General features: G+C 55.2%; 20 protein-coding genes, 3 tRNA genes and 1 pseudogene. 15 read left to right on the top strand and 9 right to left on the bottom strand.

What is annotated here, in order from left to right:
• The first annotated feature begins 302 nt into the window (after window positions 1-302).
• Together QQ91_RS21770 and QQ91_RS00640 are read left to right on the top strand one after the other, a co-directional pair.
• Window positions 303-452, top strand: coding sequence for a M48 metallopeptidase family protein (locus QQ91_RS21770; RefSeq protein ID WP_166278704.1), 150 nt, complete (start codon window positions 303-305; stop codon window positions 450-452).
• Between the two features lie 87 nt (window positions 453-539).
• Window positions 540-2,024, top strand: coding sequence for a TIGR03032 family protein (locus QQ91_RS00640; protein ID WP_166278683.1), 1,485 nt, complete (start codon window positions 540-542; stop codon window positions 2,022-2,024).
• Here the strand turns inward: QQ91_RS00640 and QQ91_RS00635 are convergent.
• The 4 genes from QQ91_RS00635 to QQ91_RS00620 all read right to left on the bottom strand — a co-directional run bounded on the left by QQ91_RS00635 (window position 1,935) and on the right by QQ91_RS00620 (window position 4,246).
• On the bottom strand, window positions 1,935-2,423 hold the full coding sequence (locus QQ91_RS00635; RefSeq protein ID WP_166278681.1) for a Tab2 family RNA-binding protein: 489 nt from the start codon (window positions 2,421-2,423) through the stop codon (window positions 1,935-1,937). The two genes, QQ91_RS00640 and QQ91_RS00635, sit on opposite strands and share 90 nt — an antisense overlap.
• Window positions 2,420-3,238, bottom strand: coding sequence for a TrmH family RNA methyltransferase (locus QQ91_RS00630; RefSeq protein ID WP_166278678.1), 819 nt, complete (start codon window positions 3,236-3,238; stop codon window positions 2,420-2,422). The genes QQ91_RS00635 and QQ91_RS00630 overlap by 4 nt, the downstream gene beginning before the upstream one ends.
• A 103-nt stretch (window positions 3,239-3,341) precedes the next feature.
• Window positions 3,342-3,425: transfer RNA gene (locus tag QQ91_RS00625), tRNA-Leu, on the bottom strand.
• A 62-nt stretch (window positions 3,426-3,487) separates the two neighbouring features.
• Window positions 3,488-4,246, bottom strand: coding sequence for a 4'-phosphopantetheinyl transferase family protein (locus QQ91_RS00620; protein WP_166278676.1), 759 nt, complete (start codon window positions 4,244-4,246; stop codon window positions 3,488-3,490).
• 194 nt (window positions 4,247-4,440) lie between these two features.
• Here QQ91_RS00620 and QQ91_RS00615 point away from each other — a divergent pair, with 194 nt between their 5' ends.
• From QQ91_RS00615 to ald, 6 genes are all read left to right on the top strand, one after another.
• The gene (locus QQ91_RS00615) at window positions 4,441-4,590 is read left to right on the top strand and encodes a hypothetical protein (protein WP_166278673.1); all 150 of its coding nucleotides are present in this window, start codon (window positions 4,441-4,443) and stop codon (window positions 4,588-4,590) included.
• A 72-nt stretch (window positions 4,591-4,662) separates the two neighbouring features.
• Window positions 4,663-4,736 (top strand) — tRNA-Pro (locus QQ91_RS00610).
• A 233-nt stretch (window positions 4,737-4,969) separates the two neighbouring features.
• Window positions 4,970-5,803, top strand: coding sequence for a Tic22 family protein (locus QQ91_RS00605; RefSeq protein ID WP_166278670.1), 834 nt, complete (start codon window positions 4,970-4,972; stop codon window positions 5,801-5,803).
• A 101-nt stretch (window positions 5,804-5,904) separates the two neighbouring features.
• Window positions 5,905-6,840 (top strand): peptide chain release factor N(5)-glutamine methyltransferase, encoded by a 936-nt coding sequence (gene prmC, locus QQ91_RS00600; protein ID WP_166278667.1) that lies wholly within the window; start codon window positions 5,905-5,907, stop codon window positions 6,838-6,840.
• A gap of 96 nt (window positions 6,841-6,936) precedes the next feature.
• The gene (locus QQ91_RS00595; RefSeq protein WP_166278664.1) at window positions 6,937-7,338 is read left to right on the top strand and encodes a C6orf136 family protein; all 402 of its coding nucleotides are present in this window, start codon (window positions 6,937-6,939) and stop codon (window positions 7,336-7,338) included.
• Between the two features lie 108 nt (window positions 7,339-7,446).
• Window positions 7,447-8,541 carry an alanine dehydrogenase gene (gene ald, locus QQ91_RS00590; RefSeq protein WP_166278661.1) on the top strand — a complete coding sequence of 365 codons (1,095 nt, stop codon included), beginning with the start codon at window positions 7,447-7,449 and terminating at the stop codon, window positions 8,539-8,541.
• Window positions 8,542-8,608: 67 nt separating this feature from the next.
• Here ald and QQ91_RS00585 read toward each other — a convergent pair whose 3' ends face one another.
• The 3 genes and pseudogenes from QQ91_RS00585 to yidD form a co-directional block, all read right to left on the bottom strand.
• Window positions 8,609-10,891, bottom strand: a complete 2,283-nt coding sequence (locus QQ91_RS00585) for a slr1591 family oxidoreductase (protein WP_166278658.1) — start codon at window positions 10,889-10,891, stop codon at window positions 8,609-8,611.
• 27 nt (window positions 10,892-10,918) lie between these two features.
• Window positions 10,919-11,341 (bottom strand): annotated as a pseudogene (locus QQ91_RS00580) (RNA-guided endonuclease InsQ/TnpB family protein); the annotation flags it as partial.
• Window positions 11,342-11,358: 17 nt separating this feature from the next.
• Window positions 11,359-11,610, bottom strand: a complete 252-nt coding sequence (gene yidD / locus QQ91_RS00575) for a membrane protein insertion efficiency factor YidD (RefSeq protein ID WP_166278655.1) — start codon at window positions 11,608-11,610, stop codon at window positions 11,359-11,361.
• A gap of 237 nt (window positions 11,611-11,847) precedes the next feature.
• On the opposite strand from yidD, the gene QQ91_RS00570 reads away from it, so the two are divergent.
• From QQ91_RS00570 to pgsA, 4 genes are all read left to right on the top strand, one after another.
• On the top strand, window positions 11,848-12,678 hold the full coding sequence (locus QQ91_RS00570) for a photosystem II manganese-stabilizing polypeptide (RefSeq protein WP_166278652.1): 831 nt from the start codon (window positions 11,848-11,850) through the stop codon (window positions 12,676-12,678).
• Between the two features lie 305 nt (window positions 12,679-12,983).
• Window positions 12,984-13,790, top strand: a complete 807-nt coding sequence (locus QQ91_RS00565; RefSeq protein WP_166278649.1) for an RNA polymerase sigma factor SigF — start codon at window positions 12,984-12,986, stop codon at window positions 13,788-13,790.
• Between the two features lie 57 nt (window positions 13,791-13,847).
• Entirely contained in the window at window positions 13,848-14,855 is a 1,008-nt protein-coding gene (gene fmt / locus QQ91_RS00560; RefSeq protein WP_166278646.1) for a methionyl-tRNA formyltransferase, read from the top strand.
• A 3-nt stretch (window positions 14,856-14,858) separates the two neighbouring features.
• Window positions 14,859-15,374 carry a CDP-diacylglycerol--glycerol-3-phosphate 3-phosphatidyltransferase gene (gene pgsA / locus QQ91_RS00555; RefSeq protein ID WP_166278643.1) on the top strand — a complete coding sequence of 172 codons (516 nt, stop codon included), beginning with the start codon at window positions 14,859-14,861 and terminating at the stop codon, window positions 15,372-15,374.
• Window positions 15,375-15,570: 196 nt separating this feature from the next.
• Here pgsA and QQ91_RS00550 read toward each other — a convergent pair.
• A tRNA-Arg gene (locus QQ91_RS00550) sits at window positions 15,571-15,643 on the bottom strand.
• A 56-nt stretch (window positions 15,644-15,699) separates the two neighbouring features.
• On the opposite strand from QQ91_RS00550, the gene QQ91_RS00545 reads away from it, so the two are divergent.
• Window positions 15,700-16,146 carry an SRPBCC family protein gene (locus tag QQ91_RS00545; RefSeq protein WP_166278640.1) on the top strand — a complete coding sequence of 149 codons (447 nt, stop codon included), beginning with the start codon at window positions 15,700-15,702 and terminating at the stop codon, window positions 16,144-16,146.
• Between the two features lie 28 nt (window positions 16,147-16,174).
• Here QQ91_RS00545 and QQ91_RS00540 read toward each other — a convergent pair whose 3' ends face one another.
• A complete protein-coding gene (locus QQ91_RS00540) occupies window positions 16,175-17,392 on the bottom strand; it encodes a BaiN/RdsA family NAD(P)/FAD-dependent oxidoreductase (protein WP_166278637.1) in 1,218 nt (405 codons plus the stop codon).
• Window positions 17,393-17,470: 78 nt separating this feature from the next.
• Between QQ91_RS00540 and hisF the strand changes: the two genes are divergently transcribed.
• Together hisF and QQ91_RS00530 are read left to right on the top strand one after the other, a co-directional pair.
• Window positions 17,471-18,241, top strand: coding sequence for an imidazole glycerol phosphate synthase subunit HisF (gene hisF / locus QQ91_RS00535; protein ID WP_166278634.1), 771 nt, complete (start codon window positions 17,471-17,473; stop codon window positions 18,239-18,241).
• An 86-nt stretch (window positions 18,242-18,327) separates the two neighbouring features.
• Window positions 18,328-18,636, top strand: coding sequence for a hypothetical protein (locus QQ91_RS00530; RefSeq protein ID WP_166278631.1), 309 nt, complete (start codon window positions 18,328-18,330; stop codon window positions 18,634-18,636).
• Window positions 18,637-18,642: the final 6 nt, after the last annotated feature.

Below are 18,642 nucleotides of genomic sequence, written 5' to 3'. Positions count from 1 at the left end.
TTGCTGTTGAATGAGGGTCTGCGCGCCTGGATGGCGGTGCAAGACCAGCCCCACGAGAAGTTTGTATTCCCTGAGGAAGTTCTGCCTCGCGGTAATGCTCTCTAAAGTTGGGTTCAGGTTTGATTAACAAAAAGGAAGGGTTTCGGCCCTTCTTTTTTTTGCGAGATTGTATCAGTCGCTGCAAAGTTTTCAGTTTTGGATCGAATTTGTGTTGCAAGAATCAGGAGCTATGGTTTGTGAGGACTCGGTTATCTGCATAAAAAATACTCATGGTTACACAAATCCTTTCCCTGCAATAAAAAATAGACATTGCTCAGGTTATTCATGAACTCTGCTACTTCCATCACCGCAACCATGGCAATACCTTCTGGAATGAAGTCGATAAGGTGATGCCGGACTACCACGAGAGAAAAGAATGGCTGAGAAAGCATGGTGCCAGTTTGACGGTGTAGGTAAACTTGGAAAATGTATATCAACGCCCATGCACACCGATCGCCGAACACTAGTCGGTGGCGTTGTGTTATGGGAGATGTCCCCTAATGACCGCTTCCCAGTTGGATTTTGGCAGTCAGCACACCGCTTCCTTCGCAGAAATTCTCAAGCGGTATCGGCTTTCGCTTCTAGTCTCGACCTATCAGGCTGGAAAATTGATTACGCTGCGCTATCACAATGGCGGGGTCAATACTCATTTCCAATCCTATGCCCGCCCGATGGGAATTGCCGTGGGACAGCACAGAATTGCCATTGGCGGCAGTCATCAAATTTGGCAGTTAAAGAAGGTGACAGCAGCGGCCCAATCCTCCGCGTCATCTCCAACGCCGGATGCCGTCTATATTCCCGATCGCAGCCAGGTTACCGGGGATATTGATATCCATGAAATGGCCTATGTGAATCAGGAACTGTGGTTTGTGAATACCCAGTTCTCCTGCCTTTGTACCCTGGATGCCGACCATAGTTTTGTTCCCCGCTGGAAGCCGAGTTTTATCTCTGCCTATGCCCTAGGCGATCGCTGTCATCTCAACGGCCTGGGGATACGGGATGGTCAGGTGCGTTACGTGACGGCCCTAGGGGAATCCGACCACCCCCAGGGGTGGCGCCCCCTCAAAGCTCAAGGCGGCGTCATTCTGGATGTGCAAACCCCAGATCCAGTAAGCGAGGGCCTTTCCATGCCCCATTCTCCGCGCTGGTATCAAGGACACCTCTGGTTTTTAGAGTCGGGGTATGGGAGCCTAGCACGGATCAATCCCGTCACTGGCCAGCAAGAAGTCATGGCTCAATTGCCGGGATTCACGCGGGGGCTTTGCTTTTTTGAGGATTTAGCCTTTGTAGGACTGTCTAAGGTCCGTGAAACCGCAAGCTTTAGCGGTATTCCAATGACCCAGCACCGGACGGAGCGAATTTGCGGCATCTGGATTGTGCAAATTACGACTGGCACCATCGTGGGCTACTTAAAGTTTCACGGAGCGGTGGCAGAAATTTTTGCTGTGGAACTGCTGCCCCAGACGCAATACCCTGACTTTATGGATTGGGACAGTCCTCTCAGGGTTTACGTGTTGCCGAATGCCGTGTTGAGGGAGGTGGACCGAACAGTGCCAGCGCTTGCGGCTCAGGTTCACGAGCAATATCAAAACGGCAATCGTTGCTACGTCCAAGGCGACCTGGAGGGGGCAATTGCCGCCTATCGAATTTGCCTGGACCTCCAACCTGATTTTCTGCCCGCTCGCTATAACCTGGGGGTCGCCCTGGGCGATGATCAGCGCTACAGTGAAGCTCAGGCGGCCCTGGAACAGGTGATTCAAGCAGAAGCTGCCCATGCCTGTGCCCATAACAGTTTGGGCTATATTCACGTTCAGCTGGGAAATTTAGAGCAGGCACGTCATCATTATCGACAGGCAATGATGATTCGTCCCGACTATGATCAGGCCATCCAGAATTTAGCGGCGGTTCAGGCGCTGATCGCGCAGGAGCCACAGCCCGGAATAGGTCACCCCGGAATCATCGGGCTGAATCAGGAGAAAATGTAGCCCGCGGCTTTGCACCTTACGCTGCTCAAACTGGCGGGCCGCGGCGCTCATCTCGGCGTCTTGATAGGTCATCAGAATCCAGCGCTGCTGACTGTGGGTGTGTAGCAGCAGACCCTGGAGATCCGCGAGGACCGATGCCAGGTGGGTGGGGACTTGAGCTTCAATCCACCGGGACAACTTCAGCGATCGCCGCCCGGCCTCGATCAGGACGCCAGGAATCGGGGTGCGCTGGGGAAGGGCCAAGCTGCTGGGAAAAAGAGCTGGATCAGCTCCGCAGACTGGAATAGGCTTGGTCAGCAATCCTGCTTCCAGCTCGTCGGCTGACACTGCCACAAACCGCCAGATATCGCCCCAAAGAGACTCAGGTAACGGCTGCGGCGGTGGTGGGATAAGGCTCATGGCACGGGGACCGGGGGTGTAGAGGCGGCAGCAGGGTAGTGCCTTTGGCGCTGCGCTTCGTAGAGCACAAGGGCAGCCGCAACGGCTGCGTTCAAGGACTCGGTCCCCGCAGCGACCGGAATATGGACTTGTTGATCCGCCATAGTCTGGAGGACGGGTGAAAGCCCCGCGCCCTCATTGCCAATCAAAATCAGGGAAGGTCGCCGTAGATCTAGACTCCAGTAAGCTTGGTTGGCCTGAGCGGAGGTTGCAATAATCTGGACCCCATCAGCTTGGTAGGCCCGTAGTGCTTGCTCGAAATTCTGGGGCTGATGGATAGGTGCCTGAAACCAGGCTCCTGCGGAAGCTCTCATCACCTTGGGATGACTTAAATCCACGCAGTCAGCGCTGAGGAGCAAGCAGTCCACGGCCACAGCGCAAGCGGAGCGCAGCAAGGTGCCCAGGTTCCCCGGATCTTGAATCGAGACCAGCCCCAAGCCCAGATGGAGAATGGGCGGTCGGGCTACCGGCCAGTCGGGCTTTGCCACAATCGCTGCGATGCCGTCAGGGGTGTGGGTCGTTGTCATGGCCGCCAGCACCTCAGGACTGACCCGTTCGGTGCGCCGCGATCGCTCTAGAATCTGATGCACAAGGGGAGCATGACGAGCTTGCCAGCTCTCCGTCATGCAGCAGCAGATAATCTCGGCCGAATGCTGGATCGCCGCTTCCATCAGGTGAGTTCCCTCGATCAAACAGGCCTGCATTTGGCGTCGATATTTGACCTGGTGGAGCTTTCGATAGGTCTTAACCAGGGGGTTTTGACGGCTAGTTAGCATCAAACCGGGCGGGTGGAGAATGTCGACAAACTGGGAGATAGTCCGCCGTAGCGAGGCGAACCTGCCCCGGCCAACTGAGTCTGAGGTGAACCCCTCCTTGAAGTGCGGAACCCGGGACTTGAACCCGGAAGTCTTTGCAGACACTAGAACCTGAATCTAGCGCGTCTACCAATTCCGCCAGTTCCGCAGATGCTGGAAATTCAGCAATCCCTATCATTCCCTAAGGAGAGGATCGCCGTCAAGGATCTTTTAAAGAAGATTTGTGCCATTTCCCAGCGAGGTCATCAAAACTGTGGGATCTTTAATTTCCTCAAGATGGTAGCTAGGGACTGGAAGGGTGGTGGCCACGGCTGCTGCGTAGTCAGGCCCCACTGGCAAATCGCGGACAAATAGCCTGGGTGTTGACCAAACCTGAGTCCATTGGCCCAACGGCTCGAGGGTGGAGGGAACCTCGAGTTGGCCAATTTCTTCGAACAGGCTTCCACCTTTGGCCTTAATACAGGCTTCTTTACGAGTCCAGATCTGAAAAAACAGGGCCTGGCATTGGTCCGGATTGAGGAACTCAAGGGCCTTATATTCACCAGGGGTAAAAAAGCGTTGGGCAATGGATCGACTGCTAACCTTCGGGCTGAACCATTCGATATCAAGGCCCAGAGGGGCTTGGGCGGCGAACCCTAGTAAAACCCGTCCGTGGGAGTGCGAAATATTAAACTGAATGGCTTGGGGATTTTGCGCAGCCACAAGAGCCGGTTTTCCCTTGGGTCCGTAGTGAAATTGAATTTCTTGGGGAGATAGGCCCGTGTAGCGAGCTAAAAAAAACCGTAGAACCGTTCTGATATAGGCGAAGGTCTGGCGATCGCGCTGGATTCTCAGCGTCTGGCATCGTTTTTGCTCATCCTCAGCCAACACACGAATTCCCAGCGGTAGCGTTAGGGACTGCGGATGCATCCACCACAGATGGATACTTTTTGGGGTTAAGGGGGGCACAATAGGGTGAAGCGGGAGCATCCTCAGGAGGAGATTCAATTTTTCTCAGAGAAACTGGCGTTGCTTTCAAGACTTCAGTTATATTAGCCTATACATTTTCGCGTCCATGAACGACTATAGGTCGTTATAATCAACTCCTCTACAGAAGTACTTCTAAACCGAAGGATGCGCTGCATTAGGCGAGACCTTCAACATAAATCCTCCTTTTGAAAATCATGGAATCTGTTATTAACACCTCCCATCTACCGAAAACAGACGATAAAAATGTCTTGCGAAAGTGGTTGCAAGAGTTGACAGACTTTACGCCGCAGCAGATTGATACGGTGATTGCTGAGATGGAAGATCAATCGCCTCGCTCTGCTTGATCCGCTCTACTTGAAGCACAACCGCCTCTCGCACTTCCCCTTGAACCTGTGGTACGATACTGAAGCTTACCTCGGGATGTAGCGCAGCTTGGTAGCGCGCCTGCTTTGGGAGCAGGATGTCGCAGGTTCAAATCCTGTCATCCCGATTGATTGAAAGCGCCCTTTACTGTGGCGCTTTTTTTATTGACAGACAGGACCTGCAAAGTGAAAGGGGATGGGTTAGGATGGGACGACTCTGAGGGGTAGAACTTGGAACCATCAGATCAACCGAACCGTCGGGTCGGCTCAGGAGAGAACAAAATTTCGGTTTCTAGCTAGGGTGCTGGTTGCTGGTCGCCCCGATCCAAATTTGAGAGTTGTCAATAAGAGAAAAATTAGGATGAAACGTTTACAACATTTGGCCTTAGCCTTAGGCTTTACCGGAAGTTTGTTTTTAGGCGTGAATGGTCTTCAGCCGCGTTCAGCTCAGGCACTCAGCGAAGCACAGGTTTTGTCGCGGCTTACCTCAGTTCCTATCTTTACGCTGGTGGACGATAAGGGAACCCCTGTGTTTGGTGCCGATCCCAATCAAAAGCCTCCCAAGCCCATTGTGCTGTTTTTTACCCATCAAAAGGAGGCGCAGGACGCGCTTGCCAGCTATCGCAAGGCCCAGCCGGAGAAGGGGAAGTCGGCGCAGGTGCTGCTGCTATCCATGAAAGATGCCCTGGAAAGCTTTAAGAAAATTCGGGGAGAGAATGACATTAAATACTCCATCGAGCCTAATTTGACTCAACTTCAGACGGCCATCAGCTTGCTGAAATCCAATGGTGAGGTGGTTTCTCAAGGAGACCAGCTCATGACAAAGGATGGCAAGCCCTTTGTGAGCGGGGTGCCCTTGTTTTATGCCATGGCAACCGGCCCCGATGGCAAATCAGGATTTGTCACCGGAACCCGAGAGGTAACCGTGAATGGAAAGAAACAAACGGAAAACTATGTGCCGGTTTACTTTAGTAAGGCAGATTTAGAGCGGGATTTAGCCGCAGTCACCAAGGCGCAGCCGCAGGCTAAGGTAGAGGTGAAGGTAACGATGTTTAATAATTTCCTGGCCTATCTTTACAATGCCAAGTCTGAAGCAGAGGTGCCCTTTCAGCTGGTCCCTTCTGATGAGGCAGCTCAGTTTGCCAATCAGCTGCTGCAAGAAGCTCAGAAAAATCAAAAGCCTGCTCAAAAGTAACCCTCCTCTGAGTTAGGGGTTGGCTTGATTCGATATCCTGCATCTAGGGTAATGGATTGAATGTCTTGTCCTAGCAAGAGGGATGGTATGGGAGGGAACCTGTGACGGTTTCGCCAACCTATAATGTTTCGGGCCAAGATCTATGGCAGTGGCGCCAGCAGCAATTGCAGGCTCTAGAGTCTGAAGCTTACCGGGCGCGCCAGGCTCATTCCCCAGATCAGCTTGCGGCGGAATTAGACTGGATGCTGCGGGAGGTTTCCGGACTCGATCGTCTCGGACTGCGCCTGGGTACGTTTCGGTCGCGGCCTCAGGTGCCACTGGCGCGATCGCTGCAGGAGATCAGTGACCTCTGGCGGCAGCGTCTGTGCGACTGTGTACCGGTTCAGTACCTGTTGGGACAGATGACCTGGCGGCAGTTTTCCTTAGTGGTTTCGCCAGCGGTTCTCATTCCTCGTCCTGAAACCGAGCTCCTGATTGATCGAGCCGTTGATTGGGTGCGGCAGCATCCCGAAGCGGCACGGGGCATGTGGGCAGATCTGGGAACGGGCAGCGGCGCGATCGCCCTGGGCCTGGCCCGTGAACTGCCCGAGATTACGGTTCAGGCAGTGGAGGTTAGTGCGGAGGCGTTGGCCATCGCCCAAAGGAACATTCACCGCTACGAGTTACAGCGGCGCATTATTCTGTCTCAGGGCAGTTGGTTTACCCCCCTGACAGCCCATAAAGGGCAGCTACAGGGCGTAGTGAGCAATCCCCCCTACATCCCCTCTCCCCTCCTTCCGCGGCTCCAGCCCGAGGTGGTGGAGCATGAGCCGCATCTTGCGCTTAATGGAGGCGCTGATGGGTTGGATGCAGTGCGGCACCTGGTCCAGCAGGCCCATGCATATTTGCGCCCCGGAGGCCTCTTGCTGGTGGAGTTTATGGCAGGGCAGGGACCGCAAATTGCAGCGCTTCTCCAGGCAGAAATGCTCTACCGGGACATTGAACTGGTGCGAGACTGGGCCGGGTTAGATCGCTTTGTACAGGCCGTCAGGGTCTGATCCTTGGGGCTACCGCCAGTCCGTTGCGGGTCTTAAGGGATCTTAGGATCTAACGGATGATTGAAAATGGGGAATCTGTGGAGCAGGATGGAAGTCATGTCAATTCTGGATCAACTGCGAGCCGACTATGCTCAGTTTCCCAAAAATCAGTCCTATGACCTCTATGCCGAGGATGTGTTCTTTAAAGATCCGCTCAACCAATTTCGGGGGGTTCAGCGCTATCGGGAGATGATTGGCTTCATGGAAACCTACTTTTTAGAGGTGTCCATGGAACTACACCAGATGGAACAAGTCCATCAAACCATTCACACCCGTTGGACCTTGCGATGGCAAGCCCCGCTGCCCTGGCGGCCCCAGATGGCTATTTCGGGGACGAGCCAGCTCCAGCTCAATGACCAGGGGCTGATTTGCACCCATATTGATGCGTGGGACTGCTCCCGCTGGGCCGTGCTTAGGCAGCTGTTTGGTGGATCGACGCAGGCAGGAAACCCACTCTGAGGTTGACCGAGACCGGCCCCGGCCCATGTTAGGAGAGAGAGGCCCCGTCGCCTGGTTTTCTTAGGTACCCTAGAGATATCCCACCCTAGGATGAATAGGCGGTGATGGATGGATATTGGCGTTCCCAGAGAAATTAAGGACAAGGAGTACCGAGTTGGCCTCAGCCCCAGCACGGTGCGCACCCTGGTCGCGGCAGGCCATCGCGTGCAAGTTGAAACCCTGGCCGGGACCGGATCGAGGTTCACCGATGAAGCCTATGAACAGGCAGGGGCCACAATAGTTTTATCTCCGGAAGCCGCCTGGGAGGCTGAACTGGTGGTGAAGGTCAAGGAACCCCTGCCCCAGGAATACTCGTTTTTGAAAGCTGATCAGATTCTCTTCACCTATCTGCATCTTGCAGCCTGTCGTCCACTCACGGAAGCCCTATTAAGGGCTGGCGGCCAGGCGATCGCCTATGAGTCTGTGGAACTGCCCCAGAACTCAACCCATCGGTTCCCGCTGCTGACACCGATGAGCGTGATTGCGGGTCGACTGTCTGTGCAAATTGGCGCTCAGTTGCTGCTGCGATCTCAGGGCGGCAGCGGGGTGTTGCTCAGTGGCGTTCCTGGGGTTCGTCCGGGGCAAGTCGTCATCTTAGGGGGAGGAGTAGTGGGCACAGAAGCCGCCAGAATTGCCATTGGGCTTGGAGCGCAGGTGACGGTGTTGGATATCAACGTGGAGCGTTTGGGAGAGTTGGAGGCGCTGTTTGGTGCCAGGGTCCAGCTTCTCTACAGCACCCGTGACTCCATTGCGGCCTGTATTCCCACCGCAGATCTGGTGATTGGGGCGGTGCTGGTGCCGGGTCGGCGGCCTCCCATCCTGGTGTCCCGAGAGATGGTGGAGGCCATGGGACCGGGGTCTGTCATTGTGGATGTTGCCGTGGATCAGGGGGGATGCGTTGAAACCCTGCGTCCGACCTCCCATTCCCAGCCCACCTATCTTGACAGTGGTGTGATTCATTACGGGGTTCCTAACATGCCGGGTGCGGTTCCCTGGACAGCAACTCAGGCACTCAATAACAGTACGGCTCCCTACGTGCTGCAATTGGCCCAGGAGGGACTAGGGGCCTGTCAGCACAATCAGGCCCTAGCGCGGGGTCTCATGGTGCAGGCGGGGAAATTAGTGCATCCTGAGGTTCAGGCCGTGTTTCCAGATCTTGCTTAGAGGGCGTGCCCCTGGCTAGATGCAGCATTAACCTGTTCAGCATTGACCTGCGTGGTCTTGCGGACGGTCATCGCTTCAGGGCTGAAAGGTTTAAAAGGTCTGAGGGTAAGGACCGAATCTCAATTTTAGGAAGATCTAGGGCGCGATCAAGGGTTTTGCCAATCACGGTCGCCGCTGGATAACCCTGGACGTGCAGCTGCTGGAGGCAGTCTGCGGCGGCAGCGAGGGGGACGGAAAACAACAGGCCACCGGAGGTTTGAGGATCAAACAGGAGGGGCCAATGGGGATGACTTTTGGTCCGGAGATCCGCCTGTATTTGGGCCTGAACCTGAAGGTTATGGGGGTAGAGTGAGCTGCGGACCCCCGCCTGGCTAACTGCCAGGGCACCGGGCAGCAGAGGGAGTTGAGATAGATCAAGGGCTGCATTCACGCGGGCAGCCTGGACCATTTCCCACAGGTGCCCTGCCAGGCCAAATCCAGTCACGTCGGTACAGGCGGTGGCACCGCAACACTGGGCAATTCGGGCTGCTGTTTGGTTGGATTGCAGCATGGGAGCTAGGGCGGCATCAATCCAGATACCTTTGGCCAAACCTTGCATTTGGGCAGCAAATAAAGCGCCGACCCCCAGCGGCTGGGTCAGAATTAGGGCCTGCTGCGGCGCTAAGCGGCGTTTGAGCATCCATTGCCCCGGCTGGAGATAGCCCGTACAGGATAGGCCAAAGGCCAGGGTTTCGCCCTCGCTCGTATGACCGCCCACCAGCGCTGCGCCAGCCTCGGACAGGACGGCTAGACAGCCAGAGAGGATCTGAAACAGGGTCTGTTCCTGCAGGGGCAGTGAACTATAGGGCAGCGTGGCAATGGCCAGGACGCTGTGGGGCGTCGCGCCCATGGCATAGAGATCGCTCAGGGCATGCTGGGTGCTGATTTGACCAAACAGATATGGGTCAGAAACAATCTGACGAAAGTAATCTACCGTTTGTACCATGGCCTGCTCCGGGGGAAGTTTCACCACCGCTGCATCTTCTCCCTCTAGCCCAATCAAAATATCGGGATGCCTATCGGGCTGAAGGGTGGTCAAGACCTGCTCTAGAACCGAGCTGGCAACTTTCGAGCCGCATCCGGCGCAGGGCAAGGTGGCGGATGGATCCCTAGGTCGCAGGGGATCTGCTCCCGTTGCCATTTGAGGGGAGAGATCGCAAAACTGATCCATAAATTTGCGATCAATATAGTCTTTCCAGCGCCACAGCCAGCCCGCCTCAAGACCAAGGGGCCAATTCCCCCAGGAGGCGATCGCACGTCGTTGACCGGTGCCAATTAAGCTTAGGAAATTTCGCTGGGGGCGATAGGGACGCAGCCGCTGTCCGGCAAGGGCACGTCGCAGATTTTCGGCCAGCGGCTTGCCTTGGCGCACGGCGAAGACACCAGCCTTCGGGCGTGGGTGCTGGACGAGGGTTGCCACATCCCCGGCAGCAAAGATGTTCGAATAGTGAAGCGATCGCAGCCTGTTATCCACAGGGATAAAGTCGTACCCCGGGGTTGTCAGGCCGGAGGCTTGCAGCCAATCTGGAGGAGCAGCCCCGGTAACCCACAGGAGCTGATCAAAGTTTAGCCTTAGCCCCGAGGCACAGGTAAGCTCTTGCCGGTGAAGCGCTTGCACCGATTCATTCGGGTGCACCTGAATACCTCGACGGCGCAAGAGATCTTCACAATGGTGCCGAACCCAAGCATTGTGGTGGCTCAGAACTTGCATGCCTCGATGAAGAATATGGATCTCCACCCTCGGTAAGAGATTCGGGCTGGCGTGAAGGATCTGCTGCAGCTGAGTTTGAATATTCAGGGCCGTTTCCACGCCACCCGCGCCACCGCCCACAATAGCAATGGATAAGCGGTCCGGGCACTGCTCAGATAGATCTGAGATCCAGCGCTGCCAGCGTTCTAAGAACTGATGCCAGGGTTTAATGGGAATGCCAAACTGGTCGGCACCAGGGATGTTCGGTAATTTTGGAATGCTGCCAGTATCAATGGAAAGCCAATCGTAGCGGAGCGGAGGATGGTGCTCACAGTGGACTTGCTGCCGCTGAGGATCCACCTGAACCGCTCGATCGACAATAAACTGGCCTTGAACCGCCGTCATCAGGCGTCTGAGGTCAATGTGACAGGCTTCATAGCTGTAAAATCCGGCCAGGTGTCCTGGAAACATGCCGGAATAGGGCGTTAGCGATCGCTCATTCACCAGGGTAATCCGCACTCCCGGCAGCGGCCGCATAGCAAACTCGCGCAGCGCAATGGCATGGCTGTGTCCGCCTCCCAGCAAAAGCAAGTCGGTGGTGAAGGGAGTAGAAGACTGCACAGATTCAATTCCGTTGGTATTTTAATTGACAATCTGGTTCACAAGTTGACCGAGGCCAGCATCCAGGATATGTTTGCCCAGCATTCCCTTGGCCATGATCCGGAAGTCCATGCCTTCCACAAATATCCTCCCTGCACCGTCGCAGAGGGGGTGGGCCAGCTTGAAATGCCAGTCTTTTCGAGTATCGGCAATGCGCTGATGGACTCTCGCAATCTTCTTCTGGAGCTTTAGCCAGTTCGCCGCCCCCTTTTGCTTCTTCTGCAACCTACCTTGCCGCGATTTCAGCTTGCGGTGTAAGTCGTTGAAAAAGCCAGGTCGCTTGACCGGGTCTCCATGGGAAGTTGAGCGAAAATACGCCCAACCAACATCAATCCCTCTTGGATGACCGTGGGGCATTGTGGTGGGAATATCAACATCGGCTTGCAGGCTAAGCATGACAAAATAGGCTGCGAAATGGCACCGGGCTCCTAAGGCTGCGGGTCGGACCGAGGGTCCTCCAAGTCTGGAACCGGATCGAAGCCCCCAGGATTGAAGGGATGACATCGGATGAGCCGGCGGCAGGCTAGCCAGCTCCCGCGCAGGGAACCATAGCGAGCAATTGCTTCCTGCGCATAGGCTGAGCAAGTCGGTTGAAAGCGGCAAGTCGGGGCCAGCCACCTGGAAAGACCAACCTGGTAGGCTCGAATCAGCAGTAACAGCAGCGGCTTTGTAAAATCCATATCCCTAGATTATAGCGAGTGAGATGGGGTGCTTTTTCCCGGCATCGATCCAGCCAGACACCAGTCAGAAAGGGGACATCCCCGTGTACAATGCTCTAGGAAAGAGTCACTCTTTCCACTGGTATATGAAGCTGGCGCTTAAGAAGAAAAGGTCTACCCCCTCGAGATCCTCTGCGAGTTTCTCCAAGCGGCTCTGAGAAGGTAGTCATTGATATACGTTTGATTCGAGGATGAGACATGAGATTCCGCGCGTTCATTGTTACATTTCTTGCTGTTTGCCTGGGGTTCGTCGCACTCAGTGGTCCTGCATCAGCCGTGGTTCCCCGCAGCACCTTAACCTACAACGAAATTCGAAACACCGGGTTGGCAAACGTTTGTCCTACCTTAGGAGAGTCGGCTCGGGGTGCGTTTGCCATCGACCCAGATGAGTCCTACGAGATGACGGCTTTGTGTCTCCAGCCCCTTAATTTCTTTGTGAAAGAAGAGCCGAAAAATCCTCGTCAAAAGGCTGAGTTTGTGGAAGCGAAACTCGTCACTCGCGAGACCACGTCCCTGGAGAGTATTGAAGGTCCCATTGAAATTCAGGCCGATGGTAGCTTGAAGTTTATTGAGAAGGATGGCATGGACTTTCAGCCGGTGACGGTGAAGCTGACCGATGGTGAACTGGTTCCGTTCCTGTTTACCGTGAAGGAACTCACTCTCCAAACCCAGCCCAATATCTCCAGCATTACAACCTCAACGGACTTCCAGGGGACCTACGAAGTGCCCTCCTACCGAACCTCTAATTTCTTAGATCCTAAGGGACGAGGGTTGACCTCTGGATACGATAACGCCGTTGCCCGCCCCGCTGCAGCGGATGCTGACGAACTTAGTCGCGCCAATACGAAGCGTTTCAGCGTGGGTGAGGGAGCCCTGGCCCTCCAGGTTGCCAAAGTAGATGGTGAAACTGGAGAGATTGCCGGGACCTTTGAAAGTATCCAGCCCTCTGACACCGATATGGGTGTTAAAGAGCCACTAGAAATTAAAATCCAGGGCCTATTCTATGGCCATATTTCTCCGCAAGCCTAAGCTTGAGGGCCTACGGGGGTTAGCTAAACCAAGGACTGCAGCCATCGCCGAAGACTTGCGGATGAACGGCAGTTAAAGAGCAGTTTAAAGAAGGGAGGGATCATCAATGACCCCTCCCTTTTTGATGGGCGAATGGGGGAGTAGTTCTCTCCGTGATCCTACGGAATGGATCGGTCGAATGCTTAGAAGTTCGGTGGTTTCTCTGATGTAGGATTTTCGGGAAATGAATACCTTGAGGAAGGGTCCAAAATCTCTAGCAAAGATTCCATCCCCAGCTTTGTTTAGAACCTAATCGAGCTTTCCCCATGGTCGTCTCCCCCGCTCCAGATGTTCGGTGCAAAAGTTTAGACCTCCTGCAGCAGTATGCCGAAAATGCTTCGACCGAGCTTAGAAATCGCCTCGTCCGTTTGAATTTGGGGCTGGTGCGTCGGGAAGCTCACCGCTTTGATCGCCAGACCCATGAAAGTTTTGAGGATCTAGTCCAAGTTGGCAGTATTGGTCTCATTCGGGCAATTGAGCGTTTTGATACCAAAAAGGGATATGCCTTCAGCTCCTTTGCCATTCCCTATATTCGGGGTGAGATTCAGCACTACCTGCGCGATAAAAGCCCACAGGTGAAAATTCCTCGCCGCTGGCAAACATTGCAAACGCAAGCGGTTCGTCTGACGCGAGAGGTTCATGAACAGCAAAATCGCTATCCCACGGATGCCGAGTTCTCCCAATCGCTTGATATCTCTATGGATGAATGGCAAGAGGTGAAGCTTTCGGTCTACAACCGATCTTTGATCAGTCTGGATGCTCCGGTGAAGCAAGGGGAAGAGGACTGTGGGTCCTTGGGAGATCTACTGCCCGATCGGCATTATCGGAGCTTCCATCTTGCCCAAGAAGATAAGATTCGTATTCAGCAATGTCTTTCTAAGCTGGAGCAGCGGACTCGGCAGGTATTGGAATTTGTCTTCCTCTACGATCTGACCCAGAAAGAGGCAGCGGAGGTGTTGGGAATTAGTGCCGTGACGGTGTCGCGTCAGGTGAAGAAGGGTATTACGACGATGCAGCAGCTGATGGTGAATGCGGAGGAAGAGGCGGCTTTGGAGGCCGAGACCATTCATTAAGGCAGTTGTGGGCGATAATTGGGAAGCATTGTTCACTGCTTGCTCTGCGATCGCCCTATGGCTCGTCCATGCAAACTAGTTTTTTGGGGAACCCCGCAGTTTGCGGTTCCCAGTCTGCGGTACCTGTTAAACGCTGACGCGGTTGAGGTGGTGGGAGTCGTCACCCAACCGGATCGCCGCAGAGGCCGAGGCCAGCAGATCAGTCCTTCGCCGGTGAAGGTAATTGCCCAGGCAGCTGAGGTGCCCCTTTGGCAGCCTGAGCGCGTTAAGAAGGATCCACAGACCTTGAGGGCTCTGCAAAATTTGCAGGCCGATGCCTTTGTGGTGGTGGCCTATGGCCAGATTCTCTCCCCTGAAATCTTGTCCATGCCACGGTTAGGCTGTATTAACAGTCACGCCTCGTTGTTGCCAAAATATCGCGGAGCAGCCCCTATTCAGTGGGCAATTTATCACGGTGAGTCCCAAACGGGCGTGACCACAATGCTGATGGATGCGGGGATGGACACCGGAGCGATGCTTCTGCGGTCCACCTGGCCCATTGGCCTGCTTGATAATGCCCAGGATCTGGCTCAGGCCCTCGCGGTTCAGTCAGGCCCGCTCTTGGCTGACACCTTGCAGCAGCTTGATCAGGGAATTTTAGAGCCTCAGCCCCAGTCAGAATCCCTGGCTACCTACGCGCCCCTACTACACAAACCGGATTTTTGCCTGGATTGGCACCGGCCCGCCCTGGCCCTGCACAATCAAGTCAGAGCCTTTTTTCCCAACGCTCTGGCCACCTTTCGCCATCAGACTATCAAGGTGCTAGAAACCTGGCCGCTGGCCGAGGACTGGGCGGATCAGCTGCCGGAGGAAGGGCGATCGCTGTTAGCGGCGTTGCCCTCCGCCCAAGGGAAGCCAGGGGAGGTGGTGCAGGTGGTAAAAGGTCAAGGACCCATTGTGGGAACGGCCGATGGCTATCTACTGATCCGAGGGGTTCAGCTTGCTGGAAAGCGTCCCCAGTCCGGCTGGGATTTTGCCAATGGTTCTCGGGTGGGGCCGGAGGACATATTGACCAATGGAGGTTAGCCCATGACCCTGGCCACCTGGATTACCCTTTCGCGGCTGCTGGCTGTACCCATCTTGCTATACCTGCTGCGCTGGGACGCGACTGAACCCACGGCTGTGTCGGCTCGTTGGATAGCTGTGGCTGTATTTGTGATCGCTGCCGGTACGGATTGGCTCGACGGGTACGTTGCTCGGCGGTTTAACCAGGTGAGCGATCTGGGCAAGTTTCTCGATCCCCTGGTGGACAAACTCTTGATTCTGGTTCCCCTGCTGGCTTTAATTGAGCTGCGAGTCGTGCCCGCCTGGTCCGTGGCCGTTATCCTGGTGCGGGAGCTGGCGATCGCAGGGTGGCGGGTGAACCAGCCGAAGATTTCGGGGGCGAACTGGTGGGGGAAAATCAAAACTGTGGTGCAGATTGTCGCCCTGGCGCTGCTGATTGCTCCCTTGTCAGGCCTCTGGACTGCAGTTGGGCTAGGAGTCTATGGGCTGGCCATTGCGTTGACGATCATCTCTGGCGTGATTTACCTCAAGGATGCTTAGGGAGCGGGCGTTGTCAGAACCCGACGCTCGCTAGTCACCTCCCCATGGACTGGCCATGATCACTTTTGGCCATGATCACTTTTGCTCAAACCTGGGAACCCTATAGATGAGTGAAAATTTTGTTCAAGCACCCTCAGACTCTCCTGCAGGGGTGCTTTTTATTGTGCGGGTTAAGGTGTGAAGTTGAGCCAGAGAACACGCCCGATTGGATTCGAACCAATGACCGACCGCTTAGAAGGCGGTTGCTCTATCCCCTGAGCTACGAGCGCACAATACAGTTATCTTACAATTGTCTTTGTCGATGTTAACTTACCCCTGACGGTTTGTGAATTCTCAGACCTTTGAGCAGTCCATCTGGATTCAGGCTTCGATGGAAACGGTGGATCGAGTGATCACCGACCAGCGACTGATGCACGAATGGCTCAATCCCCTTTTGGTTTGCGAACCCGTGGGACCCTGGAGTTCGGCGGTGGGTGCACAAAGCTGCTTTAAGATTCAACTGCCTCTGTGGCAGCCAACCCTGGCCAGTACGGTGGTGGAGCGATCGCCAGGATTAGTGGTGTGGGAGTTTGACGGCTTTTTTAAAGGCCGCGATCGTTGGGCCTGTCAAGCGGAATCAGGCGGCACGCTTCTGGTCAATCAATTTACCTTTCAGCCTGCCAACCCCTGGGTGGCCTGGGGATTTTGTCTCTTTGCGGCCCAGCTAACCAAGCGCGATATGGAACAGCAGCTCCAGCGCCTCAAGCGAGTGGCAGAAGCCCAACCTCGCTGAAGCCCAACCTCGCTGAAGCACCGTCCCCTTACGAGTTGGCCATCGCTTGTCCAGCAATCCAGCCCGTCGTCCAGGCATTTTGGAAATTAAAGCCGCCGGTTATCCCGTCGATATCCAACAGTTCGCCTCCCAGATAGAGATGGGGACACACGCGACTCTCCATGGTTTTAAAGTTGACCTGCTTGAGCTGAACACCACCGCAGGTGACAAATTCGTCCTTAAAGACCCCTTTGCCTTGCACCGCAAAGCAGCCCCGTTGCAGCTGATCGCCCAGTAAGCGCAAGGCTTGTTTAGATAGATCGGCCCAGCGATGGGTGGGCGTAATCTCAACTGGTTCACACAGTCTTGTCCAGAGTCGCAGGGGCAGGGGGAACGGACAGACTTTGAGGATGCGGCGCCGAGGCCAATTCTGTTTGGCCCTCAGCAGATGAGCCCGCAGCTGCGCTTCTGACCAATCCGGGAGCCAATTCATCACCAGGGTTGCCCGGTAGCGGTTGCCATGGAGCGATCGCGCCGCCCAGGCAGACAGTTTCAGAATGGCCGGACCGCTCAGGCCCCAGTGGGTCACAAGCAGCGGTCCTTTTTGCTGAAACCGGTCGTTGCCCACCTCCAGCCGAAGCGCCACCACTGGCACAGAAATTCCCGCCAGTCCGACTAGCCGCGGGTCTTTTATCTGAAAGGTAAACAGGGACGGCACCGGATCGATGAGGGTGTGGCCCAGCGATCGCGCGAGACGGTAACCGATGGGATGACTACCGGTCGCCAGCAAAACGCGATCGGCGACGAGCCGATCCCCAGACTTGAGATGAATCTGGAATCCGGCCGGGGACCTCTGCATGGCCACCACCGGATGGGCCACCCGGATGTGAACTCCTGCATGGTGAGCCGCTTGGCAAAGACAGTCAACAATCGTTTGGGAGCAGTCGGTCGCAGGAAAGATGCGCCCGTCCGCTTCCGTTTTCAGCGCCACCCCCCGTCGCTTAAACCAGGCGATGGTGTCCTGGGGCTGAAAACGGCTAAAGGGACCGCGAAGGGCGCGACTGCCGCGGGGATATCGCTGGGTCAGATCCACCGGATCAAAGCAGGCATGGGTGACATTACAGCGCCCGCCCCCAGAAATTTTGACCTTACTGAGCAGCGACTGAGTGGCCTCGACAATCTGGACTCGATAATCAGGGTTGGCTTCGGCACAGGTAATTGCCCCGAAAAAGCCAGCGGCTCCGCCGCCAATAACGATAATGCGCAAGTTTTTTCCCGTGATCCGCAGCGCTAGGACTTTGATATGGTTGTACAGATGTCTAATGTACCTTTCCCACGACGCTCCATGCTTGCGAAACGAATTCTCCCCTGCTTAGACGTGAAGGCTGGACGAGTAGTGAAGGGGATCAACTTTGTGAATCTTCGGGATGCAGGCGATCCCGTTGAGCTGGCTAAGGTCTACAACGAGGCTGGGGCCGACGAGCTGGTGTTTTTAGACATTACCGCCACCCACGAAGATCGAAACATTATTTTTGATGTGGTCTATCGAACCGCAGAGGAAGTCTTCATTCCCCTGACCGTTGGTGGTGGGATCCAATCCTTAGAAACCATCAAACAATTATTAAGGGCCGGAGCCGATAAGGTGAGCATTAATTCGGCAGCGGTGCGCAATCCTGAATTACTGAATCAGGCCAGCGAACGGTTTGGCGTGCAGTGCATCGTGGTGGCTATCGATGCCAGGCGGCGCCAGGATCCGGACCGTCCGGGCTGGGATGTCTATGTGCGGGGCGGTCGGGAAAATACGGGCCTCGACGCCATTGCCTGGGCTCAGGAAGTGGAGCAGCGAGGCGCCGGGGAACTGCTGGTGACCAGCATGGATGCAGATGGGACCCAGGCTGGATATGATCTGGCCCTGACCCGGGCCATTGCCCAGCAGGTGCAGATTCCCGTGATTGCCTCAGGGGGAGCAGGAACCTGCCAGCATATCCATGCGGCGCTAACGGAAGGGCATGCGGAAGCGGCCCTACTAGCATCGCTCCTGCATTATGGGCAGCTTTCCATTGCTGAAATCAAAGCCCACCTTGCAGACCGTCACGTACCGATTCGTGGCGCCTAACCTGAAGTTTACAAATCTTAAATAAAACAAAAGCTTCCCAAAGAGACTGGGTGACACTGAGGAGTTTTGTTACAATAATTAAAATTATGCTCATACTCCTCTCTACTGTTCTTGGGTTATCTCTCTGGTCGCTGCGCCTGATGATTATGGCGTTCTTGCGGCGAGACTTTTCGCTATTGTTTGCGGGAACACTCGTGAGCATTTCGGCCGCCGGGATTGTGGTCGTGTACTCCCTAATGCATGGATGCATGGGCTACCTGGCAACCCCAGATAGTGGTTGGGTAGCCACGCCCGCCGGCGGAGATTTTCCCGTGGTGACTGCAGGAGTCCCCGCCGATTTGGTGCCTTTCCAAGGTGCGTCCATTTGGGTGGATGAAGTACCGGACCGAGGATAGGGCAGG

This window comes from Lyngbya confervoides BDU141951 (assembly GCF_000817775.3).
Classification (GTDB): Bacteria; Cyanobacteriota; Cyanobacteriia; order Thermosynechococcales; family Thermosynechococcaceae; genus Lyngbya; species Lyngbya confervoides.
Note: the sequence above shows the minus strand (reverse complement) of the source record. Positions and strands in the feature narration are given on the sequence as shown.